Origin of the sequence: Halalkalicoccus sp. CGA53, from assembly GCF_036429475.1 — an archaeon.
GTDB classification, from domain to species: Archaea; Halobacteriota; Halobacteria; order Halobacteriales; family Halalkalicoccaceae; genus Natronorarus; species Natronorarus salvus.
Genome location: NZ_CP144125.1, coordinates 3,622,980 through 3,649,024, shown reverse-complemented (window position 1 = coordinate 3,649,024; position 26,045 = coordinate 3,622,980). Strand labels below are relative to the sequence as shown.

Below are 26,045 nucleotides of genomic sequence, written 5' to 3'. Positions count from 1 at the left end.
GATCAGATCGGCTCGGCGCCGGTGCCGCGTTCGACCGCCGAGAGGTCGATCACCCCGCCGGGCATCGGCACGCCCGAGTACCGGTCCTCGTCGAGCAACAGCGCGCCGTCGAGGTCTGCGTAGTCGAGCAGCGGCGCGAGGTGACAGCCCGCCGCGATCGAGGCGTTCGACTCGGTCATGCAGCCGAGCATCGTCTCCAGGCCGTGGGCGCGCGCGGCGTGGATCATCCGGATCGCCTCGCGGAGCCCACCGCACTTCATCAGTTTGACGCTCGCGATGTCGCACTTGTCGGCGATCCGGGGGATATCGGCGAGCGTGAGACAGGACTCGTCGGCGGCGATCGGCAGCGACGAGCGCTCGTAGACGTACCTGAGTCCGTCCGGGTCCCCGGCCGGAACCGGCTGTTCGACGAACTCGACCTCGAACTCGCCGATCTCCTCGATCCGCTCGATCGCCTCGCGCGGGCTCCAGGCCTCGTTCGCGTCGACCCGGATCGTCGCCTCCGGCGCCTCGGCTCTCACCGTCTCGATGATCTCCATGTCACGGTCGGTGCCGAGCTTGACCTTGAGCGCACCGTAGCCGCGGTCGACCGCTTCGGCGGTCTTCTCGGCCATCACGTCCGTCTCGTCGATCCCGATGGTGTAGGTGCTCTCGAGCGGTTCGCCCTCGCTCAACCCCCAGTAGCGATACAGCGGGAGGTCGAGTCGTTTGGCGACGAGGTCGTGAAGCGCGATCGAGACCGCACAGCGCGCCGCCGCGTTGTACGCGACTGTCTCGCGCATCCGTCGCTCGATCTCCTCGAGCCTGTGGGGATCGCCGACGGACTCGACGACCGAGAGCAGATCGGGCAGCACCGCATCGACGGTCGCGGCGGTCTCGCCGTAGTGTGGGGAGGGACCGGCCCCGCCGATCCCTTCGAACTCGCCGTCGCTCACGGTCACGAAGACGATCTCGGCGGCCTCCTGGGTGCTGCGTGCGATGGTGAACGGGAACTCGAGGGGGAGTTCGACCCGCTCGTAGGAGGTCTCGAGGCTCACAGCACAGCCTCCAGCACCTCCTCGGCCCCGAACCGGACCGGATCGGTCGCGGGCGCGCCGAGCTCCTCGGAGTACGACTCCACCGCCTCGCGGGCGGCCGCGTTCTCGTCGACGTACCGCGTGTTGAGCATCCCGGCGACGACCTCGGCCTCGTGGACCGGGCGTGCGAGGTCCTCGTAGAGCTTCGTGTACCTGGGAATCGACGGCAGCGAGAACGACTCGTAGCCGTGGATGACCTCCCGCCCCTCCTCGTGACAGAGCACGAGCCGGTCGGCCATTGAGCCGTGGAGGATTCCGCAGGTGACCGCGGAGTAGGCGGGGTGGACGATGCTCCCCTGGCCCTCGACGAACAGCACGTCGTGGTCGTCGCCGCGCTCGACGATCATCTCCTCGACCGCGCCCGCGGTGAAGTCGGAGATGACTCTGTCTATGGGGTTTCCCCACCCGTCGATCATGATCCCGGTCTGGCCGGTCGGGATGAACCCCGCGTCGACGCCCGCCTCCCTCGCTGCCTCGACGAGTTCGAGCGTCGCGGTCATCTTCCCGACCGAGCAGTCGGTGCCGACGGTGAGGACGATCTCGGCGTCGACCTCGGCCGCGATCCCGTCGCTCACACCCAGCTCGTCGTGGGGTTCGCGGACGTCCCAGAGCTCGCAGCCGTTCTCCTCGGCCAACTCGACGAACTCCTCGTCCTCGGTGAGGAAGTAGTGCAGCCCGGAGATGACGTCACAGCCGCGCGAGAGCGCCGTGCGGACGTCCTCGCGCCAGGAGTCGTCGAAGCCGCCGCCGATAGGGGCGATGCCGATCAGCAGCGCGTCGCACGTCTCGATCTCGTCCATGCCCGCGACGATGGGGGCGTCCGGGAGGTCGATGTGGTCCCGTACCCGATCGCCCGCGTTCTCGCGGTCGAGGACGGCCACCACGTCGTACTCGCCGTAGCGCATCACGCCGACCGCGGTCTTCGCCCCGTCGGGGAACAGCTCGTGTGCCAGGATGGCGACCTTCATGCACCCCCGATGGACGACGGGGGTGTTATGCCTTCGGTTCCGTTGAGCCCCGTCGACTCACCACGGGGCGCAGATGCGGCCGACAGGGTTATTACCGGCCCTGGGGTACGGGCGCGATACACCGAGATGGTGCGTAGAAAGACGCTCAGTCCGTGCGGGTCGCGGGACGAAAACGACAGGTACCGAAACGCTCACGTCAGTCTCCACGAGGACGAACTCACCGTCGCCGGGATGGACATCGGCGAGGAGGTGTTCGTCCGCGTCAGAGACGAACGCATCGTCGTCGAACGTGCAGACCGCTGACGTCCCCGGTCGGCCTCCTCGCCTCTCCTTCGAAACCGTCGGTTACACTCCTCCGAGCCGCGCTCCCGTCGCACGGACTCCCGGTACCGAACACTTGAGGAGGACTCTCGGTGAACGTGACCTCGATCCGTCAGGACGTCCGGTAGATCCTATCGAGACAGCTGGTCCACTCGAAAGACCGTGATATTCGCCACTTCGTGGTAATTTCCACGGATCGGTCACTTACGAGAACACGATATCGAATAGCTATAACTTATGGGTGACCATACGAGTGGTCTCAAGTAGTTTCGGAAGTACTAACCCGGTGAATATTTGGATAATGGGAGAAAGACATAAATGCCTGTTTCCCATAGGAATACTCGGTATGACTCAGTATCACGATCTCGTCCTCCTGTTCATCCCGCTGGCCCTCTTCGGGGTCGCCGGACCGCTCACGCTCGCGGGGGTGAGCCTCTCGATCGCCGTCCCCATCGGCGCGAGTCTCGCCATCGCGATCATGGCACACGCGCTGTTCGTCCGTGCCCGGCGGGACCAGTCGGTCGCGGCCTCGCCGATCGGTGCCGAGAACGCGCAGTAACCGCCTCTCTTACAGCCGATACAGGCGCGTCGTGAAGAACTCGAAGAACGCCCGATCGAGGGCCTCCTCCGGGTCGCCGCTCGCGTCGGAGGGCGCGCTCACGTCCGCCTCGAACTCGCCGAGGAGCGTTCGCTGTCCGACGAGGATCAGCCGGTCGGTCTCACGGTCGGCCAGCCGGTCGCGAGACCGATCGAGGTGAGCGTCGATCTGTGCGTCGCGCCGTCGCTCGAACCGTCCCTGGGAGAACCCTCCTTTCGAGTGCTCACCCTTGACCTCGCTCTCTACTTTCGAGAACGACAGCCGCTCCCGGCCGTCGTACTCCGCCATCGCGAACAGGTCCGAGCGGACGAGCGCGAACGCGAACCGGCCGATCGGCTGGAACCACGCACGGTCGATCTCGAAGCTCCCGCTCCAGGTGTGCATCGGCTCGGGTTCGATCGGTGGTCGGAGCGCGACAGCCACGAGTCCGGCGTCGTCGGCGAGGACGAGACACGGCGCGGCCCGCGAGACGAGCGACGAGCGATCCCCGAGCAGCTCCCAAAGCTCCGCGGGGATCTCCGTCCCCTCATCGACCATCGCGGTGAGCGCCCCATCGGGCTGGGCCTCGACGCTCTCCACCCGGTCGAGCACCGCATCGAGCCGGCCACCCGAAAGCGTCTCGACGCCCCGAAAGCCGATCTCCGCCTCGTCGCCGGAGAGGCGTTCGACGCGGTCGTCCAGCTGGGCGATGCGGTCCTCGAGCCGGTTCACGCGTTTGTCGGCGTCCTGTCTGTCCCGTACCGCCTCGCGCCGCCGCTCGCGTTCGCCCTCTAGCTGGCCGGCGAGGCGCTCTCGTTCCTCCTCGAGTTCCTCGATACGAGTCCGAAGCTCGGCCCGGCCGAGCAGCTCGTCGAGCATAGCCGTAGGGCGGAGGGCCTCGGCTATCTACTTTCCGGCCGGTTCGGTGTAGATGTCGAGCAGCCTGCTCGCGTGATCGGCCTTCGCGAGCAGGATCTCCTTCAGGTCGGGGAGACCTCCTGCCTCCTCCAGGCGCGATTCGGGGAGGTAGAGGGTACTTTCGGGGACTCGGTCGTCGCCGTGGACGGCGAAGTGGCTGCCACAGACCTTCATCACGAGCGGGTTGTCGAGTCGCTCTACCCCCTCGCCGGAGGCGTAGAGCTGCTCGTTCACTCGCTCGTGCTGGGTCCGCTGGATCACCGCGCGGTCTCCGCCGTGGGGCTCGACGTAGAGCCGGCCGACGTAGTAGCCGCGCGAGAACGGTTCGAACATGCTATACAGTAGCATCTACCACGGTCTCGAATATAACCGTTACGCGAGAAGATATATATCGTACCGCTCTCCCATCGTCCGGTTCTCACGTCTCAACGCGTCGGGGCGATACGCCTTTGGTCCCCGGGCGTCGCTCTCTCACATGATCCCCGAGCGGTACGCCCGCTACTACCTCGAGAACGCCCCGAGCCTCGTGACGCTCATCGCGCTCTCGCTCGCCGCGACGCTCGTGGGCGTCCGTTTCTACGTCGAGACGATGCCCGGGGTCTCAACGTTCCTCTGGCCGCTCTACGCCGACTCGCCGACCGCCACGTTCCTCTTCGCCGCCTCGCTGTTCACCCTCCTCCCGAACCTCGGCTCCCCCCTCTCGGAGGCCAGACAGAACCTCGTCCTCGCCTACCTCCACACCCTCGCGTTCGTCTGGCTCGTGAAGTACGGCCTCTGGACCGCCGTCGCGCTCAACGTCGGCTTCTCGCAGTACTTTCCCTCCCTCTACGACTACTGGTTCATCGTGCTCACCCACCTCGGTTTCGTCGTCCTCGCCTACCTCATCCCACACTACGGCCGGACGACCCCCGGCGCGCTCGCACTCGCGCTCGTCCTCCTCCTCGCGAACGACCTCTTCGACTACGGCTTCGGCTACCACCCGCCGCTGGAGTACGACCCCGGACTGCTCCTGCCCGCTCTCACCGTCGCGCTCACGTTCCTCTCCGTTGCGCTCGCCGCCCGGGCGCTCGACCCGCTCGAAGAAGTACGGGAAACGGGTTCGATCTAGAATCTACGCGTCGGTACCGAGTCCCGCCAGGAAGGCTCGTCCGCTCCGCAGGGGGACGGCGACGGCCACCAGTGCGACCCGGGTGCCGAGGATCGGTCCTAGGGGCTTTGCAGGCTGTCATTCGATCAGTGCCGCACGCCACCGAAACCAAGAGTCCGAGAAGTGTGTCGGTATCGACGTGGATATCCTGAAGTAGACTCACGACACCGACGGGACCGCCGTCGAGGGTCCCGACCTCCCGGACGAACGCGAGCGGTTGGAGCGAGCAGGACGGAGGCTCTCGCGGAAGGAACACGGATCGGCGAAATACCGAAACCACCAGCGAATCGTTGCTCGCCGACAGATCGGTCTGGAGCGAAAGCGTCGGTGCTTCTTGTACGAGCTCTCGAACTACTACGCGCGAGAGTACGGCCTCGTCGGCGTCGAAGACCTCGACACAGTAGGCTTGATGGAACTCGAATCAAACGGTCGCAATCGCGCCGAGACTCGTCGTCGATCCCGCCGGCACCACGAAAGGGTGTCGGCCGGTGGCGTTTCGATCGAGAAACCGCTGTGGGTTCGGAACACTCGTGTCCCTCGTGCGGATTCGAGGCTGACAGGGATCTCAACGCGGCGTACAAAACCTCGCTCGCGGACTCGCCGAAGGAGGAGCGGTTCACTCCGATTCAATGCCTGCGGAGACTGCGTTCCCTCTGGAAACCGATTCGGTTCCTGCAAAGCGCGTCTTAGAAACAGGAAGCCCCGTCCTCAGCGAGGTCGTCGGGCCGGGCAGGGCGGGGTAGTTCACGTGTGGTCCATTGATAATCAAAGGTAATAACAAATCTAATAAATGATCGATACGGAGGTTTATGACCCCTGGATACCATAGAACGCCAGCATTGGGAGCTAAGGTGACCATTCATGAGCAACGAAGACGAGTCCGAGCGGGAAACCAGTAAATCCGGCAGCTCACGGACGGAAAACTCTCTTGGCGCTGCTCTCGAAGCTTCTCTTCAAGCTGGATTACAATCGATATCCGATGGATTGAAAAATATAGCCGGAGAAGACACGAAAGACACATCGCTCTCTACAAGACCCTCTCGACTGCGTCCCTCTACCGCCAGAAAGCAGGCAAATCAGGATCGTCACGCAGATACCGCGAAACGCAGGCGGAAGACACGCAGGCGTGAGTCGGGATCTGATGAGTGCTTGATCGACACTCGTTTCACTGATGGCGAGTTTGTTGTTATTGCAGATTTGCTTGGGGCGAGTATTGACGACATTTCGGTTGGGATCAGCCAAAAAGCCAACCAGATCGTTATTAGTAAAATGAATACTGTTGTCGGTCGAGTTGATATCCCATTGAACTCGACCGAGATGAAGGGAGCATATTTCAAAAACGGCATTCTTGAAGTCTACATGAAATCAGAAGATACTGGATCACTGAACGACCAGTCTTCGTGAAATTAACTCCATCACATCACAGTACTTTTCCCTCGATTGATCCGAGGATTCGAAGGGCAACGTCGACATGAGCAGGGGTTCCAGAACCAGCTGAGCCGGCACAACCGGTGGTTTGCCATCACTGCGTCCTTCCCGGAAAACGATGCGTAGAACGTGTCGATCCGAGTTTCAGTTCCTGCAGCCACCGCTCGATCCGGTTTCCTAGTCCGTGCGGGATCCCCTCCTGACGAACATGGAGCTGCCGAAAGGTGGCTCCCTAACCGCGTGCCTCGTCGGTGACCACCGTCCCCGACAACTCGCCGTACCGCTCCGCGGTCTCCGCGAAGAACAACCACGTCGTGAGATAGCGTTTCGGTGAAAACGCTGTAAAATATATCTCTCCCGCGTCTCCGGGTCGACCGCCGCGAACAGCACGAACCGCCGACCACGCTGGCGGATCACCGTCACATCGACCAGAATTCGACTGGAAAGTTCCGCGACGGGCCGCCGGCCCGTCGCGGAGAGTCGGCTTCCGAAACGGACGATCCGCCACCAAATCGCCACGTGCGAGCGTTCGATCCGCTCGAAGGAGAACGAGGACGGGTTCGGTCTGCATCTACGTTTCGGCGTCGAATCCGGTGAGAAACGCCCGACCGCTCCGGACGAGCACGGCGAACGCCGCGAGCGCGATCAGCCCGCCCAGCAGCGCTCCGGCGACACCGGTCTCGCCGACCAGGACCGAAACGCCGATCCAGGTCGAACGTGCTCACCAGCGCCCAGAGGGCGACGACCACGCTCGCGGTGAGCGCGACGTACCGAACGAGCGCGATACGGGGCGACCCACGACCGAGTGCCTCGACCACTCCCAACTGGAGCGCGGCGGGCTCGACCGCGACCTGGAGGCCGACGAGAAGTGAGGCGAGGAGCACGACGAGCCATCCCCAGGTCCCCAGAACGCCGTCGATCCCGGTCGCCTCGGTCGTCCGCCGAAGACCGCGGTGAGCGCCCAGGCGACCGGGAGGCCGATCAGGACCACGGCACCGAGGTAGACGGCACTGGGGACCACCAGCGAGCGGCTGTCGGTTTCCATACACGGCATGCTCCGATCCGAGACATAAAATTTCCGACACTCCGTCTCACACCCGTTCGGATCTACCCGCCACGTAGCACGAGCGGCCCCACCGTGAGCGTCCGTTTCGCGATCGTCGCGAGCCTGAGGATGTACGTCGCGAAGAGCAGGAACGGGAGGATCGCGACCGTGTACGCACCGCTCACGACCCAGAGCAGCGTGTCGACGCCGAGGATCGAATCGGTAAAGGTGTTCGCGTCGACGAGCATCACCATCGCCCCGGAGATCGCCAGCGCGGGGATCGCGAGGTAGAGGATGCCCTGCGAGAGCTTCACGAGCGACCACTGGAAATAGAGCGTCTTCACGTACTCACGGGCGGGACCGTACATCGCGATGGCGGTCAGCGCCTCCTTGCCGGCCTCCCTCTCCTCCTCGCTCAGTTCGTCTTCGTACTCCAGGAGGATCCACCGCAGGTCGTAGAGCTTCCTGTTGTAGTTGTAGTTTAGCACGTGGCCGATCATGTCGTAGTCGCCGAACTCGGTTCCATTCAGACCCTCGATCGTCTTCTGGGCGTTCTCCGAGAGGTCCTCGACGTACTCCCGGACCTGCGACCGGAGCTCCTCGTTCTCGTTCGCGGAGACCGTCTCCTCGAACCGTTTCGCACGTTTCTCGGTCGTCTCGATGATGTCGCGCATGAACGGCCCCGGGTGGGAGGGACTCGGGAACTCCAGCAGTTTATCGGTGTTCTGGTAGAAGTCCATCGCCCGGTCCATCCGTTCGCGCTGGTCGCCGAGCGGCCCGATCTCCTGGGAGAGCACCAGCTGGTTGATCGTGACGACGAGCGTGGTGCCCGTGATGAGCGCGCCGATGAGCGCCTGAAACGACATCTCGACCCAGTCGGTCGTCTCCATCACGACGCGGATCGACGGCGGGCGCAGGCTCCCCCAGAGCACGAACGCGGTGAAGACGCCGAGACCGAGCGCGGCGGTGAGCGCCCACCGGTTCGCGTTGAGCAGTACCCAGAGGGTAAAACGGTTCTCCTCGGCCCGCTCGCGCATCGTGTCCTCGGTCGTGAGGTCCTTCTCCGAGCCCTCTCCCGTCTCCTCCTCGTCGAACGTCATTCGGTTCCCCGCGGACGGACGAAGACGAGGAACTTCGTCCCGCCGCCGTCGTACGAGACCGTCTCGGCCAGCTTCCACCCCCGATCGCCGAGGTCGTTGAGCGCGCGTTCGGGGTTCGCCGACTCCCGCATCGTCAGCTCCGTCGGTGGCTCGATCACCTTGTACTCCCACCGCTCGGCGTCGGTCATGATCGGTGGACTCGGCTCGCGGCTATCGTTCTTTCCCCGTCAGCGGCCGAACGGGCGAGGCCGTCCGGAGGGACACCCTTTTCCGCGCCGGTCGCCAAGCGTTCTTCGGATGGACTCCGCCGCGCTCCTCGATCTCCTGGGAAACGAGAACCGCAGGCGTATCCTCCGACTACTCTCGCGGAAACCCTGTTACGTCACGGAGATCAGCGAGTACCTCGGTGTGAGTCCGAAGGCGGTGATCGACCACCTCCGGAAGTTAGAGGAGGCCGGCGTCGTCGAGAGCCGGGTCGACGAGAACAGACGGAAGTACTTCCACATCGCACGGAACCTCCGGCTCGAAGTCACCGTCTCGCCGTACGGCTTCGGCGCGAAGAGCGCCTACCCTGCGAGCGCGAACCTCGACATCACCACCTGCCAGCACCTCTCGATCGATCTCCGATCACAGGACTCCGAACGAGGGATGTGCGACCTGGCCCGCAGGCTCCGCACGCTCGAATCGCTCGAGAACGAGCTCTCGCTCGCCCAGCGGTGGGTCCAGGGGCGAAAGAGCGAGATCCACGAGCGGATCGGGGAGGAGGTCGGCGACGAGCACAACAGTCGGCTCTACGCCGCGATCCTCGGCACGCTCTCGGACGACCACCGGGGTACCGAGGAGCTCGCGAGGGCCGTCGAAGTCCCACCGTCGGTCGTCGAGGAGGTGCTCACGATGCTCGCAGAGCGCGGCGTCGTCAGGCGAACCCAGCAGGGCTGGTCGCTCGACGGCTGACCGCCCGTTCCCGAAGCTTCCGACACGAACCGTTCCGGTAGCGACGTGCGAATCGTCTCTCGGCGACGGGACCGACCGTCAGGGGGACCGTGGAATCAGGGCGAGCCGTGACCGGCAGGAGGAGAGAGGGCTGACGGAGGCATATACACCCCCGATTGTTGAGTAGTTCTTCCGCCAGTTCATCGCTCACCGGGGGTGGTTTTCGCGAATTCACGGTCCCGCGAGGTCGGTCGCGAGGGTTCCCGATCCAGACGTCTATCCACCGAAATCCTCCGATCCGGGCGAAGTGACGGCGTTTCACGACGTTTCACCCCGCCTATCGGCGTCCTAACGATCCGTTACAGCCGCCGATGGGTCGACCATCGAACTCAGGCGTACGCCTCGAACTCCCTGCCGAAGACGACGAAGTACGCCGTCCCGACGATCCCGATCAGGCTGGCGAGCGCGAACGCGAGCGTGGGGCTCCCGGCGAGTGCGAGGTCGGTACCCGGTACCGAGAAGCCGCCGTAGAGCGCGCCGCCGAGTGCGGCGCTCGGGATGACGATCAGGTTCCGGACGAGGTAGTACGCCCCCGAGACTCTCCCTCCGGTGTCGCGTTCGGCGGGGCCGACGATCAGCGCCTTGTGGGCGGGGAGCCCCGCGAACCGGAGCCCGGAGAACGCGAACAGCAATGCGACGACCAGGGCGTTGTCGGGCGCGGAGATCAGCAGTATCGGGAAGATCGCGTAGACGGAGAAACCGAGGGCGACGATCGGCTTCAGTCCGACTCGTTCGGCGAACCTCGCGGCCGGCGGCATCGAGACGAGCGCGATCACCATCTCGATGGCGAGCAGGACGCCGAAGAACACCGCGGGAGAGAGGTCGATCGACCCGACAGAGAGTCCGACCTCGAGGAACTGCGTGATCACGATGACGAAGAAGACGTAGACCATCCCGTTTGCGAAGCGGACGAGCGTGTCGCCGACGAGCAGCGGGCGGAGTTCGGGCGGGAGCTCCCTGAGGTCGTTTCGGATCCGGACGACCCCCTCGAACTCCTTGCCGAAGGAGTCCTCTTCGGCGTCGTAGAGGAGGTGCTGGGCTGCGGTGGCGACGACGCCGAATACGAGCGCGATCGCGAGCACGTACTGGAAGCCGACGGTGAAGTCGGCGTAGACGTAGAGCACGCCCGCGGCGATCAGCGGCCCGACGAGAAAGGCCGACCGTCGAAAGACTTCGGTGCTCGCGAAGCCGCGGGCCAGTTGCGAGGGTGGGACCGACTGCTTGACGATGGCGAACGTCGCCCCGAGGCCGAACGACTTCCAGGCCTGGGCGAGGAACAGTCCTACGAATATCCAGATCCACGGTTCGAGGACGAGTCCACCTACAGCGATCGTTCCCAGGCTCGGCGCGACGAGCCAGAAGAGGAAGCCGAGACTCGAGATCAGGCCGAACGCGGTGAGTGCGACGCGCGAGCCGATCCGATCGGAGAGCGCGCCGCCGGGATAGGGATAGATGGCGCTGATGATATTGCCCACGGTACCGAAGAGGCCGATGACGAACGCGCTCGCGCCGAGGGCGGCCATGTACTCGGGGATGTACCGGTTGGTCATCTGGAAGCCGAGGCTGAACGCGAACATCGCGAGCGAGAGGACGAGCACGTCGCGCTCGAGCGAGAAGAACTGTCGGTAGGTCGCGAGCGCGTCGGGAGTGTCGGACTCGCCTGCCATGGCTCAGGCTCTCCTGGCGCGGGGTGATGAACGGTTCGGCTTCGGTACGACTGCGGGCCTCATACGAGGAAGAACACCCCGATGCCGAGCGCACCGCCGCTGAGGATGAGGTAGGCGGCGTGGGTCCCGCGGACGAACAGCACGCAGGTGACTGCGGCGAGCGCGACGGTGAACAGGTCGAAGATCGTACCACCCACTGCGAGCGGTGCCGTCGGTTCGTCGACGACGAACGACTCGGCCGCGAGCAGGGCCGTCGCCCCGAGGATCGCCCCGACCACCGCGGCGTTCACCCCCACGAGCGCCGTTCTCACCACCTCGTTCTCGCGGACCTTCGCGAAGTAGGGGAAGAAGGCGACGATGAACGCGAACGAGGGACCGAACGCGCCGACCGTCGCGACGAGCGCGCCGAGGACGGCGACGGCGACGATCCCACCGGAGACGTCGAGCATGAGTTTGTAGCCGACGAACGCGGTCGTCATCACGACGGGTCCCGGCGAGAGCTGGCCGATCGCGATGCCGTCGACGAACTCGCGGCCCGTGAGCCAGCCGAACTCCCGGACGACGTAGATCTCGATGAACGGGATGAGGACGAGCCCGCCGCCGTAGATGAACGAGCCGGTGTAGAGCATGAACAGGAACAGCTGGAGCCAGGGGTTCGACCAGAGCGCGAGGACGAGTCCCCAAAGCGGGCTCGCCTCGATCGCGCCCCGAACGGTGGGACCGAGCAGGTCGAGGACCCGGTCGCGGAGGACGAACAGCGTTCCCAGGACGGCGCCGACGATCCCCCAGAGCGCGGCCTTCGTCGCGTTCTGCCTGACGACGGCGGTCCGGTAGACCAGCACCGCGATCACGCCCGCGACGACGAACGCCAGGACGGGATTGGGGTTGAACAGCGCGACGACGACCGTCGTCGCGACCAGCAGAGCGACGAGCAGGTAGTCGATCGTCCAGGTGTCGGCGCCGACCTCGATCTCCGCGTCCGCCCTGCCCTCGGCGAACGCGCTCCGGGTCATCGAGACGCATGCGCCGACGATCAGCCCGATCACGACCGGGTTGATCCCGTAGAAGACCGCCTCGACCGACGGAGCGGCCTGGTAGGCGAAGTAGAGCCAGGAGAAGAAGACGACGATGACGAACGTCGGGAGCATGAAGAAGAAGCCGGCGACGAGCGCTCCCAGGGTGCCGGCGTAGACCCAACCCATGAAGATCCCCAGCTGTGTCGACGCCGGTCCGGGAAGCGTGTTGCAGATCGCGAGCCCCTCCATGAACACGGTCCCGTCGGTCCACTCCTTGGAGTCCTCGCCCACCAGGTCGTCCTCCATCATCGCGATGTGGACCATCGGGCCGCCGAAGCCGACGATCCCGATGAACAGGAAGTAGCGGGCGACCTCCACGAGCTTCTGCCGGCTCGGCTCTCCCCGAAACTCCGTCTCGGTCGCCGCCGACTCGGCGACACCGCCGTTCGGCTCGGGGTCGCTCACGCCGCAGGCCTCCCGGACGTTCTTCTCATCCCTTTTTCCGGGGTACGGAGCAGGTCGGTATATTCGTATGCAATACGGTAAACGATATCTTATTTACTCCGGTGGTAGCTACTAGTACCGAGGGCACGTATGGGCGAGCGAATGGACGGCCGCAGGAACGCGATGCTCACCACCGAGGACCGGCGGTGGCTGACCGGCGAGAAGAGTTACTCGGGCGAACACGCCAAACAGCAGCGCTACCAGCGCCGCAGGGACATCAGGGATCGGGTCCGCACCTCGATCCGTGACTTCTCGATCCTCGTCGAGCACTTAGAAGAGGCAGAACGTCGCCGGATCTTCGAGGAGGCCGACGGTGGGCTCGACGAAGGGGTCCGCGACGGGCTGGCGTTCCTGCTCTACTCGGTCGGTATCACGAGGCCCGGAGAGAGGGAAAGGGCGGAAGGCCTCCTCGCCGACGCGATCAGGCGCGCGGGCGCTCGAGACGACCTGCTCGTCGAGGAGGTCGACCTCTCGGTGAGGGTGAGAGAGCACGAACCGTCGGCGCTGGTCGACGCCCTCGTCGCGGGCGAGACCCTCTCGACGTGGGAGTTCCAGTACCTGTTCGAGAGCGGGGCGATCGAAGCGGAGACGCTCCAGGCGTGTCTCCGCTCGGCGCTGGCCGACGCCGACCCCACGGGAGGAGAGGAGACACGATGACGATCCAGACGAAACGCGACATGTTCGAACGGGAGCTGAAGAAGCTGTACCACGCCGAACTCGAGATCCTCGACCTGCACGGCGACCTCTCGGAAGCGGCCGCGAGCGAGGAGGTGAGCGCGCTGTTCGCCGCCCACCGGGAGGACACCGTAGCCCAGATCGACCGGATCGAACGCGCGTTCTCCGCGATCGGGCTCGAACCCGAGGCGCGCAGCAGCCAGATCATGGAGGGGCTGGTCGCCGAAAAGGACGAGTTCGTCGACGAGGTCGAAGACGACGACCTGCGGGACCTCGATGCGATCGGCATCGGGAGCATCAACGAACGCTTCGAGATCACGATCCTCGACAGGTTGCTGTTGCTGGCGGAGGAACTCGACCTCCCGGTCGAGGTGAGCGAGGATCTGGGCGAGAACCGGGCGGAGGCGGCCGCGGCGCTCGACCGGATGCAGGGGTTCGTCGAGCGGGATCGAGGCGACCGGACGGCGTAACCGATTTTCGGGTGGAAACGCTATCGAGAGCTATGAGCGCGCCGTCGCTGTTCTGTCCGGAGTGTGGCTCGATGACCACCGCCGAGGGCGACCGGCGGGTCTGTACGAACGACGACTGCGGGGCCGAGAGCGCCCGGGACGCCGAGGGCGAGGCGGTCTACACGAGCACGGAGAAACAGGCCGACAGCGAGGTGATCGAGACCGAGGAGGGCGCGGAGTTCGAGGGGAAACCGACGGCCGAGACGGTCTGTGAGGGGTGTGGGCACGACCGGGCGTACTACACGATCAAGCAGACCGCCTCCGCCGACGAGCCACCGACGCGGTTTTTCAAGTGTACGGAGTGTGGGTATCGCTGGCGGGAGTACAACTGAGACGACGTACGATCCGGGAACTGATTTCTCCGATACCGAAATCATTTCACCTCCCCTACCGATAGCTTCACCGAGACCCCTCCATGCGGACTACCGAAGACACCCTGCCGATCGCGGTCGCGTTCGTCCTCGGTATGACGGTCCCGGTCGGCCTCGCCCTCCTCGCTCACGACGTGCTCTCGCCCTACCTGACCGGTCGCGGGTTCACCGCTCTCGTCGCGAGCGGGTTCGGCCTCGCCCTCTGGGCGCTGGTGAGCACGTTCGACCTGGATCGGGTCAACGCCCTCACGACCGCGGTCATCCTCCCCTGGATCGTCTTCGCCGGGCTGTTCCTCGCGCTCGTCGCACTCACCGCCGGGGAACCACCGGGTGGACCTGTCAGCGCCGGCCTCGAGTTCCTCTTTCCCGACGCGGTGGCGGACCTCGGGGTCTACGCGGCGGCGTTCACGCTCGCGGGGGTCGCCGCGGTGGGACTCGATCACCTGCTCTCGCGTTACTCCGAGGATCGGCAGTGGATTCCAGCCTCGCGGACGCTCGCACTCGCCTCGCTGTCCCTCGTCGCGGTTGCCGTCGTCGCAGTGGGTGGGTTCGCACACCTCGGCGCCGGATCGGCGTCGGTCTCGTCTTTCGAACCCGGTACGAATCGCTCTGGTGACCCGATACTGAACACGACCGTCGAGGGGGAGCCGACGGAACTCCGGGTCGTGATCACCGCCCCCGACGGCTCGACGGAAACCGAGCGGATCGCCCGGTCGGACTTGGAGGACGGGAGCGTCACGGCGACCGTCCCGTTCTACATGCTCGGAGCACCACACCCCCCGACGAAGCCGCCCGAGAGCGGGACCTACGCGGTCGAACTGCGGACGCTCACGGGGATCACCGTCGACAGCGAGCGCACAACGATCGAGGCAGCCGATCCGCTGTCGGTTCTCGGAACCGAGACGGCGGGTCCGGGCGAGGGACTCGACCTGGGGTTGTCGGACGAGGCGCCGGTGTGGCACTCACAACCCGGGGAACGGTTGCAAGTCGGGGTCGTCCTTGAGAACACCGGCGACGTCTCGGGCGAGTTCTGGGCCAGACTGCTCGCCGAGAACGACGAGATCACCGCCGACGGCGTCTCGCTTGGATCCGGGGAGGCGGGTGCGATCGTGCTGCGGATCTCGGAGGAGGATGCGGATCGGATCCACGAGGAGCACGATGGACTCGTGACTGTCGAGATCAGCTACGGCGACGAGCTGGTAACCGAGGAACTCACTCTCCCCGATAGTTACTCGTAACGAGTGGGGGCCGTTCGGTAACTCCGAGGTTCGCGTTCCTCCTCGGACTACCTCTCCCGAAACCGGAGGCAATTCTTCGGGGACGAGTGAACGGGTAAGAGGGGGGCGCGTCTACGGGGTGTCATGGACCAGGCTCTCTCCGCGCGGACGGTGAACCAGGACGTCCGCGAACTCGGGGCGCTCGTCGGCGACGTGATCCGCGAGCACGCCTCGCGCGACGACTTCGAGACGGTCGAGACGCTCAGGACGGCGTCGATCGCCTACCGCGAGGACGACGCCGAGTCCCGCGAGGGGCTCTACCAGGTACTGGACCGGCTCTCGCCCGAACGCGAGTCGATCGTCGCCCGCGCCTTTACGACCTACTTCGAGCTGATCAACCTCGCCGAGGAGCGCGAGCGGGTGCGGGTGCTCAGGGAAGCCTCCCACGAGGGGACGCTCGACGACGGGCTGGAGGCGGCCGCGGAGGCGCTCGCGGAGAGTCCCGACCGGGCAGAGCGGGTGCTCTCGGACGTGCTCGTCGAGCCGACGTTCACCGCCCACCCCACGGAGGCGAGGCGGAAGACGGTGAAGGCGAAGCTCCGGGCGGTCGCAGAGCACATCGAGACGCTCGACGAGCGCCGGCTGACTGAGAAGGAACGCACGCAGGTCGAGCGGGCGATCGACGCGGAGGTGGTGAGCCTCTGGCAGACCCCGCAGGTCCGGACCAGGAGGCCGGAACCGACCGACGAGGCGCGAAACGTCGGCTGGTACCTCGAGCACACGCTGTTCGACGTGATCGGCGAGGTCTACGACGAACTGGAGACCGCGCTCGAGGAGGTGTTCGATCGGCCGCCGAGCGTCCCCAAACTCGTCGAGTTCCGGTCGTGGGCCGGCAGCGACCGCGACGGCAACCCGTTCGTCACGCCCGACGTGACGGCGGAGACGCTCGACCGACAGCGCCGTGTCGTCCTCTCCCGATACCTCGACGCGCTGTCGGACCTCTCGGGCGTGCTGAGCCAGGACGGGAGCCGGATCACGGTCGGCGAGGCGTTCGAGAAGTCGCTCGCGGCGGACCGAGAGCGGCTGCCGGGTGTCGCCCGCGCGGCCGAAGACCGGTACCCCCGCGAGCCCTATCGACAGAAGCTCCAGCTGATGGGCGAGCGGATCGGACGCGTCGACGACGTCCGTCCGGGCGGCTACGACGACCCCGCCGAGTTCAGCGACGACCTTTCAGTACTGGCCCGGAGCGCGCTCGAGAACGGCGCGGAGAGCGTCGTCGAAGAGCACGTGAACCCGCTCAGACGCCAGGCGGAGGCGTTCGGTTTCTCGCTCGCGAGCCTCGACCTGCGGGATCACCGGAAGAACCACACGGAGGCGATCACCGAGTCGCTCGCGCTGGAGGGTCTCGACTACGGGTCGCTCTCCGAAGCCGAGCGCGTGGAGACGCTCACCGAGGCGATCGCACAGGACGAACCCGTCATCGACGTCACCCGCTACGAGGACGAGGAGGCGGAGCTCTCAGACACCACGCGGACGGTCCTCGAGCTGTTCGACCGGCTCGCCGGCTGGCAGGCCGAGTACGGCACCGACGCGATCGACACCTACTGCATCTCGATGACCGAGGAGGCGAGCCACGTCCTCGAGGTGCTCTTCCTCGCCGATCAGGCCGGGGTCATCACCCTGCCCGAGTACGCGGGCATCGACGTCGTCCCCCTCCTCGAGACCGAGTACGCCCTCTCGGGGGCGCGCCGGATCATGGGGACGCTCTTCGAGAACGAGGTCTACACACAGACGCTCTCGGCGCGCGGCGGGCTCCAGGAGATCATGCTCGGCTACTCCGATTCGAACAAGGAGAACGGCTTCCTCGCCGCGAACTGGGACCTCTACCGGAACCAGCGACGGCTCGCGGAGATCGCCGACGAGTACGACGTCACGCTCCGGCTCTTTCACGGTCGCGGCGGATCGATCTCGCGCGGCGGCGGCCCGATGAACGAGGCGCTGCTCGCGCTGCCACCCGAGTCCGTCTCGGGGCAGGTGAAGTTCACCGAACAGGGCGAGGCGATCGCCGAGAAGTACGGCAACCCGAGGATCGCCGAACGCAACGTCGAGCAGATGGTGAACGCACAGATCCGTTCACGCAGGCGCGCGCTCGACGGCGAGAACGAACTGATCGAGGAGCAGTGGACGGAGGCGATGGAGACGATGGCCGAGGCAGCCCGCACGGAGTACAGGGATCTCCTCGAGTCCGAGGGGTTCGTCCGCTACTTCGAGCAGGCGACGCCGATCACGGTGATCGAGGAGCTGAACCTCGGCTCGCGGCCGGCCTCGCGCAGCGGCCAGCGGACCGTCGAGGACCTCAGAGCGATCCCGTGGGTGTTCTCCTGGACGCAGTCGCGCTGTATCCTCACCGGCTGGTACGCGCTGGCGACCGGAATCGACGCCTATCTCGACGACGGCGGCGAGATCGATACCCTGCAGGAGATGTACCAAAAGTGGCCCTTCTTCCGGACGACGCTCGACAACGCCGCGCTCTCGCTGGCGCGCACCGAGATGGAGATCGCGGCGGAGTACGCGACGATCGCCGAGGAGGGCCTCGAAGAGCGCTTCTTCCCGCGACTCGAATCGGAGTACGACCGCGCCGTCTCGCTCGTCGCCGAGATCACCGGCCGGGAGAGCCTGCTCGCCCGGCGTTGGCTCGAGGAGAGCCTTCGGCGGAGAAACCCCTACGTCGACCCGCTGAACCTGCTCCAGACGCACCTGCTGAAACAGACCCATCGGACCGAGACCGAGGAGCGAACGCTCAGACTCACGGTGAAGGGGATCGCCGCCGGCATGAAGAACACGGGGTAGCCGTACCGTGGTCTGTTGACCGTGTGATGCTTCTCGGTATCACGGTGCGCGCTACCTCTCCCAACGGACACCCGACGGTATCAGTCGACGCCGTCGGTCGCGTCGATCACTTCCGCGATGGTGACGATCGCGTCGTAGCCGGGCGGCGTGCCGCTCACCTGGATGAGCCCTTCCTCGCGGTCGTACTCGATGAACTCTGCCTCCGCGGCCTTCGGGAGATGGACGTGTCTGAGCGACACCTCGACCTCCTCGAACTCCCCGGGCGAGGGCGACCCGTCGGTCTCCTCCGCGGTGACGGCGGCCACGACCTCTTCGACCGGCACCTCTCCCTTCTGCTCGTTGAGATGATAGAGGACGTGACGGCGACGCTCGGACCGAAGGAGGTCGAAGAGGGTGTCGAGAGTAGTCACGACTCCCTCTCACACAGCGCCAGTAAAACGTTTGGGATGGCCCGCCCGGTCGTCATTACCCGGGCGATCGGGTCAGTACTCGAAGTGGAGGTGCTCGCGCCAGCGGTCGTCGGCGTTCGTCACCCAGTCGACCAGCCCAACGACCTGCCGGATCGTATAGAAGTTGTAGACGCCGTGCCAGCCGTAGACGATGTCGTAGTCGGCGGTGCCGTCCGCGTGACAGAGCGCTGCCAGCCCCTGGTGGATCCCGGGGACCCGCTCGAACACCTCGTCCCGGACCGACCGGAGCGGCTGGCTGTCGGCGCGCCACTTCTGTTCGTGGATCCGGTCGAGGACTGCGTTCAGCCGCTCGTCTCGCTCTTCGAACCCCTCGGGGACGAACACCTGCGGGCTCCCGAAGTCGCTCGCGGCGAAGAAGACCAGGTCCGACCGGAACCCCTCGTTTCGCTCCCTGAGGACCGCCCGGATCGCGTCGCTGTCCATCGTCGACTCGCTGTTCGCCCGGAGTTCGGTCGCCTCCCGGATCAGCTCCAGATATCGCGCGTCGGCCTCGCCGTTCTCGACCCGATTCCCCCCGTCGGTTCTGATCGCCGCCTCGACGTCCTCCGGACGCACTTCGCCGTCGGGGCCGATCAGAACCGGACCGCCCGACCGCGCGCTCGCGGGTGAGAGTCCGTTCGTGAGGGCGAGCCCGCCGACCGTCGCGCCGATACCACGGAGCGTCCGACGCCGCGTCTCGTCTACGCGACACTCCTCGTCGTCCATCGGTGGTGAGTTCACGCTCGAGCGACTTCACTACTCCTCTCTGCAGGCGGCCGGACCGGACGCGGGCGCGGGGCTTTTGCCGACCGGTCACCTGGACGAGGGCGTGAACGAACCCCGACGCGTCGAGGTCCACCCCGGGAGGGAGGCGGTCGTCGAGTTCGACCCGGAGACCACCTTTGAGTGCGTCGACTCGTGTACCTGGTGCTGTCACCACGGGGTCATGCTCTACGAGGAGGATACGTACGCGCTGGCCGAGCACGCGAACCTCGCGGAAACCACGACCACGGTTCGGGGCGAGCGTTTCGTCACGCGCGAGCCGAAAGCACGCGAGGCCCACGCCGCGGCGGACGGACAGGCCTGTGGGTTCCTCCGGGAGGACGGTCTCTGTGCGCTCCACGCCGAGGCCGACTGGAAGCCGACGCGCTGTTCGGTCTACCCGCTCTCGGTCCGCCGCGAGGACGGCGAGATCCACGTCGGACTGAGAGAGAGCGCGCCCGAACACTGCGAGGGTCTCGACGTGAGCGAACGCCGCCTGATCGACGTCCTCCCCGAGTTCCTCCCGCCGCAGCTCTGGGAGCTTCCGAACCCCGACAGCTACCGCGAACTCTGATCGCCGGCACGTGAAGGCCAGGGCTTCCTCCGGCCTCCAGCCGACGGGCCGACATGGGTCGAGACGATCCGAACCACGCGTACCGGTACGACGAGTGGCCGGTCGACGGGGGCGAAACCCGGTACCTGGGTGTCGCCGGCGAGGGCGTCGCGATGCTCTACAACCCGACGACCGACGAGCTGACCCGGGGCGAGATCGACGAACGGAACGAGCGGATCGTCCCCGGCGAGACCGAGCGCGAACTCGACCCCGGGGAGAGCCTCGGGGACGCGCTCGCCTCGATCGGCGAGTCCGTCGACTGGGAGTCGCTCTCGGAGTTCGCGGAGGAACACCTCGACGCGGATCCCGACCGGACGGACCGGGACCGATAGGGATCGTCGCAGCAACTCGGGATGGTCGTAGCCATTCGGGTCTCTCGAGTACATGAGGTGTACCGTTCGGTTCGCGACCGAAGGACGAGGGGATTCGACGACGATCCCTCCGAGCTACCGCGTCGCCCGTCGCCACTCGCGCAGGCCGAGGGTCTCTCCGTTCAGTTTCCCCGCTTCGAGCCCCGCCGCCCAGACGAACATCGGCGCGACGTCCTCCGGCTCACGGCCGCCGCTCCCCGTCAGATCGGTATCCACCAGTCCCAGATCGAGACAGCCGACCGCCACGCCGTCCTCGACGGCGAACCCGCGCATCACCGCCTCGGCGCCGGCTTTCGACACCGCGTAGGCGCCGATGCCGGGTTTCGGCTCGCGGGCGACCGACCCGGTCGGGACGAGCACGCGGGCGTCGTCCGCGAGGTGGCCGAGCGACTCCCTGATCGTCGAGAACACCCCCCGAAGGTTCGTCCGGAGGGTGTCGTCGAAGACGGTGTAGCTCTCCTCCCCGAGCGGCGTCTCCCCCGTCTCGCCGTGGTAGACGCCCGCGTTCGCGACCACCAGGTCGATCCCCTCGCCGCCCTCGCGTGCGGCGGTCTCCATCAGCCGCTCGACGTCGAACTCGTCGCGCACGTCCGCACGCATCCCGACCGCTGACCCCCCCGAGTCGGCGATCGAACCGGCGACCGCCTCGATCTCCTCGCCGTCGCGCGAACAGCAGATCACGGTCGCTCCCTCCACCGCGAGCGCCCGCGCGACCGCCTCGCCGACGCCCCGGCTCGCACCCGTCACGACTGCCGTCGTCCCGTCCATGGAGGGAACGAGGGCGCACGGGCCGTAAAGAGCGAGGGTCCCGCCCGTATCGGCCGGATTTTATACGCGTCGGTCCGAAGACACGCCATGACCGGACTCTCGGGGGAGCGGATCGTCGTGATCGGCGGGGGCTTCGGCGGCCTCTCGACCGCGTGTTACTTAGCCGACGCCGGCGCGACGGTCGAGGTCGTCGAGAAGAACGACCAGCTCGGCGGCCGGGCGAGCCGCCTCGAACGCGACGGCTTCCGTTTCGACATGGGTCCCTCGTGGTATCTCATGCCCGACGTCTTCGAGCGCTTTTTCTCACAGTTCGACCGTTCGCCCGAGGACTACTACTCGCTCACGCATCTCGATCCGCACTATCGCATCTTCTTCAAAGAGGGCGCGGACCGGAGCTCAGCGGACGATGCGAGCGAGCGAGGGTCGCGAGCAGGCGGTGACTCGGTGGACATTACGCCGGATCTCGAACGCTCGAAGGCGCTGTTCGAGGAGTACGAAGCGGGTGCGGGCGAGGCGCTCGAGGCCTACCTCGAGGAGAGCCACCGGACGTACGAGATCGGCATGGAACACTTCGTCTACACGGACCGCCCCCGGTTTCGCGACTGGGTCGATCCCGACGTGTTGCGAAACGCCCGCGGCGTCACGCTGATCGGCTCGATGCAAGAGCACGTCGAGGAGTACTTCTCGCACCCGAAGCTCCAGCAGATCATGCAGTACACCCTCGTCTTCCTCGGGGGGTCGCCGAACAACACACCGGCGCTCTACAACCTGATGAGCCACGTCGACTTCAACCTCGGCGTCCACTACCCCGAGGGCGGCATCGGCGGCGTCGTCGACGGCTTCGTCTCTCTGGGGGAGGAACTCGGCGTCACCTACCACACCGATCACCCGGTGACGGCGATCGAGGGGAGAGCGGGCGGCTTTCGCGTCGAGACCGACGGCGAGCGCGGCGAGTTCCTCCCCGACCTGGTCGTGAGTGACGCCGACTACGCCCACACCGAACAGGAGCTGCTCCCGCCGGAAAAGCGGGGGTACGACGCGGAGTACTGGGAGTCACGCACCTACGCCCCCTCGGCGTTCCTGCTCTACCTCGGCGTCAAGGGCGACGTCGAGGAGCTCGCCCACCACACGCTCGTCCTCCCGACCGACTGGGAGGAACACTTCGCGACGATCTTCGACCGGCCGGCCTGGCCGGACGACCCGGCGTACTACCTCTGTGTCCCCTCGAAGACCGACGACACGGTCGCGCCGGCGGGTCACTCGAACCTGTTCGTGCTGGTGCCGATCGCACCCGACTTAGACGACAGTCCCGCAGTACGGGAGTGGTACCGCGATCTCGTCCTCGCGGACATCGCCGAGAACACCGGCTGTGACCTCCGCGATCGGATCGTCCTCGAGGAGCTCTTCTCGGTCTCGGAGTTCGCCGAGCGCTACAACAGCTACCGAGGGACGGCGCTCGGGATGGCACACACGCTGCGACAGACCGCGGTCTTCCGTCCGCCCCACCGTTCGAAGCAGCTCCCCGGCCTCTACTTCACCGGCTCCTACACCACGCCCGGGATCGGCGTTCCGATGTGCGTGATCAGCGGCGAGCACACCGCGAACGCGGTGATCGAGGACCACGCGACGACCGGTTCGAGACGGGTCCCGAGCGACGACTGACCGATGGACGGCCGTCTCCACTACCTGTTCGAGCTCTCCCGACCACGGTTCTGGCTCTACCTCGCCGGCCCGGTCGCCGTCGGCGTCGCCTACGGCGCCTCCGCGACCGCGGAGCTGGTCACCCCCACGACGCTCGCGCTCTTCGCGTTCTTCCTGCTCCCCGCGAACGTCCTCTTGTACGGTGTGAACGATATCTTCGACAGCGACGTCGACGAGGAGAACCCGAAGAAAGCGGGCAGAGAGGTCAGGTTCGAGGGGGAACCGGTCGTCCTCCGGGCGGTCGGGCTGTGCGCGCTCTCGGGGCTCGCGCTCGTCCCCTTCCTCCCGCTCGAATCGCTCGTCTGGCTCGCCGGGTTCTACGTCCTGGGGATCCAGTACAGCGCGCCCCCGCTCCGGTTCAAGACCACCCCACTCCTCGATTCGGTCTCGAACGGGCTCTACCTGATGCCCGGCGCAGCGGCCTACGCGGCGGTCGCCGGGAGCCACCCACCGGCGCTCGCGGTCGCGGGTGCGTGGCTCTGGACAATGGCGATGCACACCTTCAGCGCCGTTCCGGACATCGTCCCCGACCGGCGGGCGGGGATCCGGACCACGGCGACCGCACTCGGCGAGTCCCGTACGTACGTCTACTGTGCGGTCTGCTGGGCGCTCGCGGCTCTCTCGTTCGCCCTGCTCGACCCCCGACTCGGCGCGCTCTTTTCGATATACGTCCCGTTCGTCGCGCTGATCGCGCTCTCTCCGATCGACGTCGAACGCGCGTACTGGTGGTTCCCGGCGCTCAACACCCTGGTAGGGATGCTACTCACGATGGGCGGGCTCTGGGTGCTCGTCCACGGTTGATGTCGAGGACCGGAACGGTTACTACTGGGACCTCTGGTTCCCACGACCATTCCACTCTATATTAATCTGACACGCTGAGGTTGGCCTGCAAGACATAGAGATGTATCCAGCACGGGGGTGCGGATTATCTCTTATCTGAAATAAGATAATCGACGAGATCAGATGCTTACAGAACGGGATAGAAGCCACACCCTAAATATACCCTGATCGAACACCACTCTGTTTCTAATACGCTCGAATAACCTCAGTTGAGGACCGCTGTCCGCTTCTGAGCCGTCGCTGATCGATTGCCCGAGGGTTGATTGATACTGCTTATGTGGGCTCAAACCGAAATATGTGAATCTCATGAGATGGAGCGTTTCATCGAACGGCGAGGGGCTGGCTGGGACGACTGGCTGGTGGCTTTTCGCGCTCGTTCTCGTTCTCGTCCTCGTTGTGGCGTTACACACCTACCTCGGGTGGATTGTGTTGGGGATCTTCCTATACTACGTCGTCCGGCCAGTTGCCAGACGCCTTCGACATCGGGGTGTTTCACCGGGACTCTCTGCTCTCCTTTCACTCGGTCTCATTATGTTACCATTCGTCGCAGTTCTGGGGGTGTTCGTTGTTTTACTACTCGCAGAGCTTGCAGCGATAGAGGCGACGGACGTCGAAGGACTGTTCGAAAGGCTGTTCCCAGGGCTTGCTATAGATACTCTCCCCACAAGCGAGGATGAACTATCTGCGTTCGTAGAAGCCCTGCGGAGCGATCCGACTCTCGCCACGCTTGCTCCGTTGGTGAGCGGGTTCGTCGGGACGTTCACTGTGCAAGCGTTCAACGCCTTGATCACATTCATCTTCGCGTTTTTCCTGGTTCGAGACGAGCGAAGAATCGCTTCCTGGTTCCGATCCACCATTGTAGCGAGGGAGTCGAACGTGTACGAATATCTAAAAGCGGTTGATCGGGGGCTCTCTTCGGTCTATTTCGGATATACGCTCACTATTATCGTGATCAGTATTGTGGCCGTAATCATCTACAACGTGTTGAATCTCGTTGCTCCGCCAGGTCTCGCGATCCCTCACGCGATACTTCTCGGTTTTGCCACTGGACTGATCTCAGTGGTTCCACTCCTCGGTCGAAATCTGCTGTATGGGGCGATTGTTCTCTACCTGACTCTCGTAGCATACCAAACAAACGTGACATATATCTGGTTCCCGATAGTGTTCTACGTTGTGATGGGGATCATCTTCGACAACGTCATCCGAACTTACGTCCGGCCCTTCCTCTCCGGACGTCTCTTTCACACGGGGCTCGTCATGTTCGCATATCTCCTGGGACCGGCAGTTTTTGGGTGGTATGGTATATTCCTCGGCCCGTTCATCATGGTCGTCACCATCCAGTTCCTGCGAGTTCAACTACCGAAAATCCTCCCCGATTGACTATTTCGAGCCGGATCACAAACGACCGCACGTACGTTCCAGCTAGGGTTGGACACACGGCTAGAGCAGATAATTACGTTCTGAATCTATCCCCATCGTCAAATGTGTCTTCTGGACTGACCGATCCCTACATTCACAGGCCGAACTGGATCTCGTGTTGCATTCGCACTCTGTATCTCACACGCTCACCGTATCAGCCGTAGAACAGAAGCGAGTCGGAATCACGGATCTCCCTACCGATCGCGATCAGCAACAGAACATGAACGGGTAGACCAGCGCGACCCGGTCTCCCTCGCGGAGTTCGGTGTCGAAGCCCTCCCTGTTCTCGTTGAACCGGCCGTTGACCAGCACCCGCGCGTAGGTCCGGGTCTGTTCGCCCTCGGGGTTCTTCCGCCAGGTGCCCGGGAGCGTCTCGGGTGCCGGCGCCCAGCCGTGAGCCGTCGATTCCGCCTCCGTCTCGGCGATCAACAGCTCCTCGATCGGGTACTCCTCGAAGAACGCGGCGAGGAACCCCCTGAGGGTCTCGCCCTCGAACGCGAACTCGAACCGACCCTTCCCCACCGCGTCCCGAACGTGTCCCGTACAGACCACCTCGATGGTCCGGACGGTTTCGTCACCGTGGGCGGCCGTCTCGACGACGCTCTCGCTCATGGCCGCCCGTACGCTCCCCTCAACCGAGTACGGACTCGCGAACATGTTCGGTATCCCGGGGATCGGATGGGCCTCCTCACCAGTGGATCCCCCGGTGATCGACCCCGGCCGAAACGAGTGACGCTAAG

The 26,045-nt window shown here is 65.3% G+C and carries 28 protein-coding genes and 1 pseudogene; 17 read left to right on the top strand and 12 right to left on the bottom strand.

What is annotated here, in order from left to right; genetic code table 11:
• Positions 1 to 2 precede the first annotated feature (2 nt).
• Both V2L32_RS20440 and V2L32_RS20435 read right to left on the bottom strand, forming a co-directional pair.
• Positions 3 to 1,037, bottom strand: coding sequence for a dipeptide epimerase (locus tag V2L32_RS20440; RefSeq protein WP_331234466.1), 1,035 nt, complete (start codon positions 1,035 to 1,037; stop codon positions 3 to 5).
• Positions 1,034 to 2,044 carry a DUF1611 domain-containing protein gene (locus V2L32_RS20435; RefSeq protein ID WP_331234465.1) on the bottom strand — a complete coding sequence of 337 codons (1,011 nt, stop codon included), beginning with the start codon at positions 2,042 to 2,044 and terminating at the stop codon, positions 1,034 to 1,036. Before V2L32_RS20435 ends, V2L32_RS20440 begins: the two co-directional genes overlap by 4 nt.
• Positions 2,045 to 2,170: 126 nt before the next feature.
• Here V2L32_RS20435 and V2L32_RS20430 point away from each other — a divergent pair, with 126 nt between their 5' ends.
• Both V2L32_RS20430 and V2L32_RS20425 read left to right on the top strand, forming a co-directional pair.
• A complete protein-coding gene (locus V2L32_RS20430) occupies positions 2,171 to 2,347 on the top strand; it encodes a hypothetical protein (protein WP_331234464.1) in 177 nt (58 codons plus the stop codon).
• 364 nt (positions 2,348 to 2,711) lie between these two features.
• Entirely contained in the window at positions 2,712 to 2,924 is a 213-nt protein-coding gene (locus V2L32_RS20425; RefSeq protein ID WP_331234463.1) for a hypothetical protein, read from the top strand.
• A gap of 9 nt (positions 2,925 to 2,933) precedes the next feature.
• Here the strand turns inward: V2L32_RS20425 and V2L32_RS20420 are convergent, their stop codons facing one another.
• Both V2L32_RS20420 and V2L32_RS20415 read right to left on the bottom strand, forming a co-directional pair.
• Positions 2,934 to 3,821, bottom strand: a complete 888-nt coding sequence (locus V2L32_RS20420; protein WP_331234462.1) for a Vms1/Ankzf1 family peptidyl-tRNA hydrolase — start codon at positions 3,819 to 3,821, stop codon at positions 2,934 to 2,936.
• Between the two features lie 27 nt (positions 3,822 to 3,848).
• The gene (locus V2L32_RS20415; protein WP_331236645.1) at positions 3,849 to 4,193 is read right to left on the bottom strand and encodes a DUF5802 family protein; all 345 of its coding nucleotides are present in this window, start codon (positions 4,191 to 4,193) and stop codon (positions 3,849 to 3,851) included.
• 142 nt (positions 4,194 to 4,335) lie between these two features.
• Between V2L32_RS20415 and V2L32_RS20410 the strand changes: the two genes are divergently transcribed.
• The 4 genes and pseudogenes from V2L32_RS20410 to V2L32_RS20400 all read left to right on the top strand — a co-directional run bounded on the left by V2L32_RS20410 (position 4,336) and on the right by V2L32_RS20400 (position 7,307).
• Positions 4,336 to 4,968: a DUF1405 domain-containing protein gene (locus V2L32_RS20410; RefSeq protein ID WP_331234461.1), complete on the top strand. Its 633-nt coding sequence runs from the start codon at positions 4,336 to 4,338 to the stop codon at positions 4,966 to 4,968.
• A 148-nt stretch (positions 4,969 to 5,116) separates the two neighbouring features.
• A pseudogene (locus V2L32_RS21210) lies at positions 5,117 to 5,750 on the top strand (RNA-guided endonuclease InsQ/TnpB family protein); the annotation flags it as partial.
• 118 nt (positions 5,751 to 5,868) lie between these two features.
• The gene (locus V2L32_RS20405) at positions 5,869 to 6,411 is read left to right on the top strand and encodes a hypothetical protein (RefSeq protein ID WP_331234460.1); all 543 of its coding nucleotides are present in this window, start codon (positions 5,869 to 5,871) and stop codon (positions 6,409 to 6,411) included.
• Between the two features lie 617 nt (positions 6,412 to 7,028).
• Positions 7,029 to 7,307, top strand: coding sequence for a hypothetical protein (locus V2L32_RS20400; RefSeq protein ID WP_331234459.1), 279 nt, complete (start codon positions 7,029 to 7,031; stop codon positions 7,305 to 7,307).
• A 235-nt stretch (positions 7,308 to 7,542) separates the two neighbouring features.
• Here the strand turns inward: V2L32_RS20400 and V2L32_RS20395 are convergent, their stop codons facing one another.
• The gene (locus V2L32_RS20395) at positions 7,543 to 8,580 is read right to left on the bottom strand and encodes a hypothetical protein (protein ID WP_331234458.1); all 1,038 of its coding nucleotides are present in this window, start codon (positions 8,578 to 8,580) and stop codon (positions 7,543 to 7,545) included.
• Complete coding sequence (locus V2L32_RS20390; RefSeq protein ID WP_331234457.1) at positions 8,577 to 8,768, bottom strand: hypothetical protein; 192 nt, start codon at positions 8,766 to 8,768, stop codon at positions 8,577 to 8,579. The genes V2L32_RS20395 and V2L32_RS20390 overlap by 4 nt, the downstream gene beginning before the upstream one ends.
• A 109-nt stretch (positions 8,769 to 8,877) precedes the next feature.
• Here V2L32_RS20390 and V2L32_RS20385 point away from each other — a divergent pair, with 109 nt between their 5' ends.
• Positions 8,878 to 9,534 (top strand): ArsR family transcriptional regulator, encoded by a 657-nt coding sequence (locus tag V2L32_RS20385; protein WP_331234456.1) that lies wholly within the window; start codon positions 8,878 to 8,880, stop codon positions 9,532 to 9,534.
• A gap of 368 nt (positions 9,535 to 9,902) precedes the next feature.
• Here V2L32_RS20385 and V2L32_RS20380 read toward each other — a convergent pair whose 3' ends face one another.
• Positions 9,903 to 11,240, bottom strand: a complete 1,338-nt coding sequence (locus tag V2L32_RS20380; protein WP_331234455.1) for an MFS transporter — start codon at positions 11,238 to 11,240, stop codon at positions 9,903 to 9,905.
• Between the two features lie 59 nt (positions 11,241 to 11,299).
• Positions 11,300 to 12,721 carry a chromate efflux transporter gene (chrA, locus tag V2L32_RS20375; protein WP_331234454.1) on the bottom strand — a complete coding sequence of 474 codons (1,422 nt, stop codon included), beginning with the start codon at positions 12,719 to 12,721 and terminating at the stop codon, positions 11,300 to 11,302.
• Between the two features lie 129 nt (positions 12,722 to 12,850).
• On the opposite strand from chrA, the gene V2L32_RS20370 reads away from it, so the two are divergent.
• The 5 genes from V2L32_RS20370 to ppc all read left to right on the top strand — a co-directional run bounded on the left by V2L32_RS20370 (position 12,851) and on the right by ppc (position 18,382).
• Positions 12,851 to 13,417, top strand: a complete 567-nt coding sequence (locus tag V2L32_RS20370; protein WP_331234453.1) for a hypothetical protein — start codon at positions 12,851 to 12,853, stop codon at positions 13,415 to 13,417.
• Positions 13,414 to 13,905 (top strand): DUF892 family protein, encoded by a 492-nt coding sequence (locus V2L32_RS20365; protein ID WP_331234452.1) that lies wholly within the window; start codon positions 13,414 to 13,416, stop codon positions 13,903 to 13,905. The genes V2L32_RS20370 and V2L32_RS20365 overlap by 4 nt, the downstream gene beginning before the upstream one ends.
• A 32-nt stretch (positions 13,906 to 13,937) precedes the next feature.
• Entirely contained in the window at positions 13,938 to 14,276 is a 339-nt protein-coding gene (locus V2L32_RS20360) for a transcription factor S (RefSeq protein ID WP_331234450.1), read from the top strand.
• An 83-nt stretch (positions 14,277 to 14,359) separates the two neighbouring features.
• Entirely contained in the window at positions 14,360 to 15,553 is a 1,194-nt protein-coding gene (locus V2L32_RS20355) for a hypothetical protein (protein ID WP_331234449.1), read from the top strand.
• Positions 15,554 to 15,676: 123 nt separating this feature from the next.
• Positions 15,677 to 18,382 (top strand): phosphoenolpyruvate carboxylase, encoded by a 2,706-nt coding sequence (gene ppc / locus V2L32_RS20350; RefSeq protein ID WP_331234448.1) that lies wholly within the window; start codon positions 15,677 to 15,679, stop codon positions 18,380 to 18,382.
• 80 nt (positions 18,383 to 18,462) lie between these two features.
• Here the strand turns inward: ppc and V2L32_RS20345 are convergent, their stop codons facing one another.
• Positions 18,463 to 18,792, bottom strand: a complete 330-nt coding sequence (locus V2L32_RS20345) for a DUF7344 domain-containing protein (RefSeq protein ID WP_331234446.1) — start codon at positions 18,790 to 18,792, stop codon at positions 18,463 to 18,465.
• A 72-nt stretch (positions 18,793 to 18,864) separates the two neighbouring features.
• Positions 18,865 to 19,557, bottom strand: a complete 693-nt coding sequence (locus tag V2L32_RS20340) for a hypothetical protein (protein ID WP_331234445.1) — start codon at positions 19,555 to 19,557, stop codon at positions 18,865 to 18,867.
• A gap of 103 nt (positions 19,558 to 19,660) precedes the next feature.
• On the opposite strand from V2L32_RS20340, the gene V2L32_RS20335 reads away from it, so the two are divergent.
• Both V2L32_RS20335 and V2L32_RS20330 read left to right on the top strand, forming a co-directional pair.
• A complete protein-coding gene (locus V2L32_RS20335) occupies positions 19,661 to 20,167 on the top strand; it encodes a YkgJ family cysteine cluster protein (protein ID WP_331234444.1) in 507 nt (168 codons plus the stop codon).
• Between the two features lie 53 nt (positions 20,168 to 20,220).
• A complete protein-coding gene (locus V2L32_RS20330) occupies positions 20,221 to 20,538 on the top strand; it encodes a hypothetical protein (protein WP_331234443.1) in 318 nt (105 codons plus the stop codon).
• A 114-nt stretch (positions 20,539 to 20,652) separates the two neighbouring features.
• Here V2L32_RS20330 and V2L32_RS20325 read toward each other — a convergent pair whose 3' ends face one another.
• Positions 20,653 to 21,345: an SDR family NAD(P)-dependent oxidoreductase gene (locus V2L32_RS20325; RefSeq protein WP_331234442.1), complete on the bottom strand. Its 693-nt coding sequence runs from the start codon at positions 21,343 to 21,345 to the stop codon at positions 20,653 to 20,655.
• A gap of 87 nt (positions 21,346 to 21,432) precedes the next feature.
• On the opposite strand from V2L32_RS20325, the gene V2L32_RS20320 reads away from it, so the two are divergent.
• The 3 genes from V2L32_RS20320 to V2L32_RS20310 all read left to right on the top strand — a co-directional run bounded on the left by V2L32_RS20320 (position 21,433) and on the right by V2L32_RS20310 (position 25,266).
• Positions 21,433 to 23,007: a phytoene desaturase family protein gene (locus V2L32_RS20320; protein ID WP_331234441.1), complete on the top strand. Its 1,575-nt coding sequence runs from the start codon at positions 21,433 to 21,435 to the stop codon at positions 23,005 to 23,007.
• Between the two features lie 3 nt (positions 23,008 to 23,010).
• Entirely contained in the window at positions 23,011 to 23,847 is an 837-nt protein-coding gene (locus tag V2L32_RS20315; RefSeq protein WP_331234440.1) for a prenyltransferase, read from the top strand.
• 345 nt (positions 23,848 to 24,192) lie between these two features.
• Positions 24,193 to 25,266 carry an AI-2E family transporter gene (locus V2L32_RS20310; RefSeq protein ID WP_331234439.1) on the top strand — a complete coding sequence of 358 codons (1,074 nt, stop codon included), beginning with the start codon at positions 24,193 to 24,195 and terminating at the stop codon, positions 25,264 to 25,266.
• A 246-nt stretch (positions 25,267 to 25,512) separates the two neighbouring features.
• Here the strand turns inward: V2L32_RS20310 and V2L32_RS20305 are convergent, their stop codons facing one another.
• The gene (locus V2L32_RS20305; RefSeq protein WP_331234438.1) at positions 25,513 to 25,917 is read right to left on the bottom strand and encodes a MoaD/ThiS family protein; all 405 of its coding nucleotides are present in this window, start codon (positions 25,915 to 25,917) and stop codon (positions 25,513 to 25,515) included.
• Between the last annotated feature and the right edge of the window lie 128 nt (positions 25,918 to 26,045).

What these genes read in the sequence shown, in the direction of transcription:
- V2L32_RS20435 (WP_331234465.1), bottom strand. Translation starts at nt 2,044, where the DNA reads ATGAAGGTCGCCATCCTGGCACACGAGCTGTTCCCCGACGGGGCGAAG.
- V2L32_RS20430 (WP_331234464.1), top strand. Translation starts at nt 2,171, where the DNA reads ATGGTGCGTAGAAAGACGCTCAGTCCGTGCGGGTCGCGGGACGAAAAC.
- V2L32_RS20425 (WP_331234463.1), top strand. Translation starts at nt 2,712, where the DNA reads ATGACTCAGTATCACGATCTCGTCCTCCTGTTCATCCCGCTGGCCCTC.
- V2L32_RS20420 (WP_331234462.1), bottom strand. Translation starts at nt 3,821, where the DNA reads ATGCTCGACGAGCTGCTCGGCCGGGCCGAGCTTCGGACTCGTATCGAG.
- V2L32_RS20415 (WP_331236645.1), bottom strand. Translation starts at nt 4,193, where the DNA reads ATGTTCGAACCGTTCTCGCGCGGCTACTACGTCGGCCGGCTCTACGTC.
- V2L32_RS20410 (WP_331234461.1), top strand. Translation starts at nt 4,336, where the DNA reads ATGATCCCCGAGCGGTACGCCCGCTACTACCTCGAGAACGCCCCGAGC.
- V2L32_RS20405 (WP_331234460.1), top strand. Translation starts at nt 5,869, where the DNA reads ATGAGCAACGAAGACGAGTCCGAGCGGGAAACCAGTAAATCCGGCAGC.
- V2L32_RS20395 (WP_331234458.1), bottom strand. Translation starts at nt 8,580, where the DNA reads ATGACGTTCGACGAGGAGGAGACGGGAGAGGGCTCGGAGAAGGACCTC.
- V2L32_RS20390 (WP_331234457.1), bottom strand. Translation starts at nt 8,768, where the DNA reads ATGACCGACGCCGAGCGGTGGGAGTACAAGGTGATCGAGCCACCGACG.
- V2L32_RS20385 (WP_331234456.1), top strand. Translation starts at nt 8,878, where the DNA reads ATGGACTCCGCCGCGCTCCTCGATCTCCTGGGAAACGAGAACCGCAGG.
- V2L32_RS20380 (WP_331234455.1), bottom strand. Translation starts at nt 11,240, where the DNA reads ATGGCAGGCGAGTCCGACACTCCCGACGCGCTCGCGACCTACCGACAG.
- V2L32_RS20370 (WP_331234453.1), top strand. Translation starts at nt 12,851, where the DNA reads ATGGGCGAGCGAATGGACGGCCGCAGGAACGCGATGCTCACCACCGAG.
- V2L32_RS20365 (WP_331234452.1), top strand. Translation starts at nt 13,414, where the DNA reads ATGACGATCCAGACGAAACGCGACATGTTCGAACGGGAGCTGAAGAAG.
- V2L32_RS20360 (WP_331234450.1), top strand. Translation starts at nt 13,938, where the DNA reads ATGAGCGCGCCGTCGCTGTTCTGTCCGGAGTGTGGCTCGATGACCACC.
- V2L32_RS20355 (WP_331234449.1), top strand. Translation starts at nt 14,360, where the DNA reads ATGCGGACTACCGAAGACACCCTGCCGATCGCGGTCGCGTTCGTCCTC.
- ppc (WP_331234448.1), top strand. Translation starts at nt 15,677, where the DNA reads ATGGACCAGGCTCTCTCCGCGCGGACGGTGAACCAGGACGTCCGCGAA.
- V2L32_RS20340 (WP_331234445.1), bottom strand. Translation starts at nt 19,557, where the DNA reads ATGGACGACGAGGAGTGTCGCGTAGACGAGACGCGGCGTCGGACGCTC.
- V2L32_RS20330 (WP_331234443.1), top strand. Translation starts at nt 20,221, where the DNA reads ATGGGTCGAGACGATCCGAACCACGCGTACCGGTACGACGAGTGGCCG.
- V2L32_RS20325 (WP_331234442.1), bottom strand. Translation starts at nt 21,345, where the DNA reads ATGGACGGGACGACGGCAGTCGTGACGGGTGCGAGCCGGGGCGTCGGC.
- V2L32_RS20320 (WP_331234441.1), top strand. Translation starts at nt 21,433, where the DNA reads ATGACCGGACTCTCGGGGGAGCGGATCGTCGTGATCGGCGGGGGCTTC.
- V2L32_RS20315 (WP_331234440.1), top strand. Translation starts at nt 23,011, where the DNA reads ATGGACGGCCGTCTCCACTACCTGTTCGAGCTCTCCCGACCACGGTTC.
- V2L32_RS20310 (WP_331234439.1), top strand. Translation starts at nt 24,193, where the DNA reads ATGAGATGGAGCGTTTCATCGAACGGCGAGGGGCTGGCTGGGACGACT.
- V2L32_RS20305 (WP_331234438.1), bottom strand. Translation starts at nt 25,917, where the DNA reads ATGAGCGAGAGCGTCGTCGAGACGGCCGCCCACGGTGACGAAACCGTC.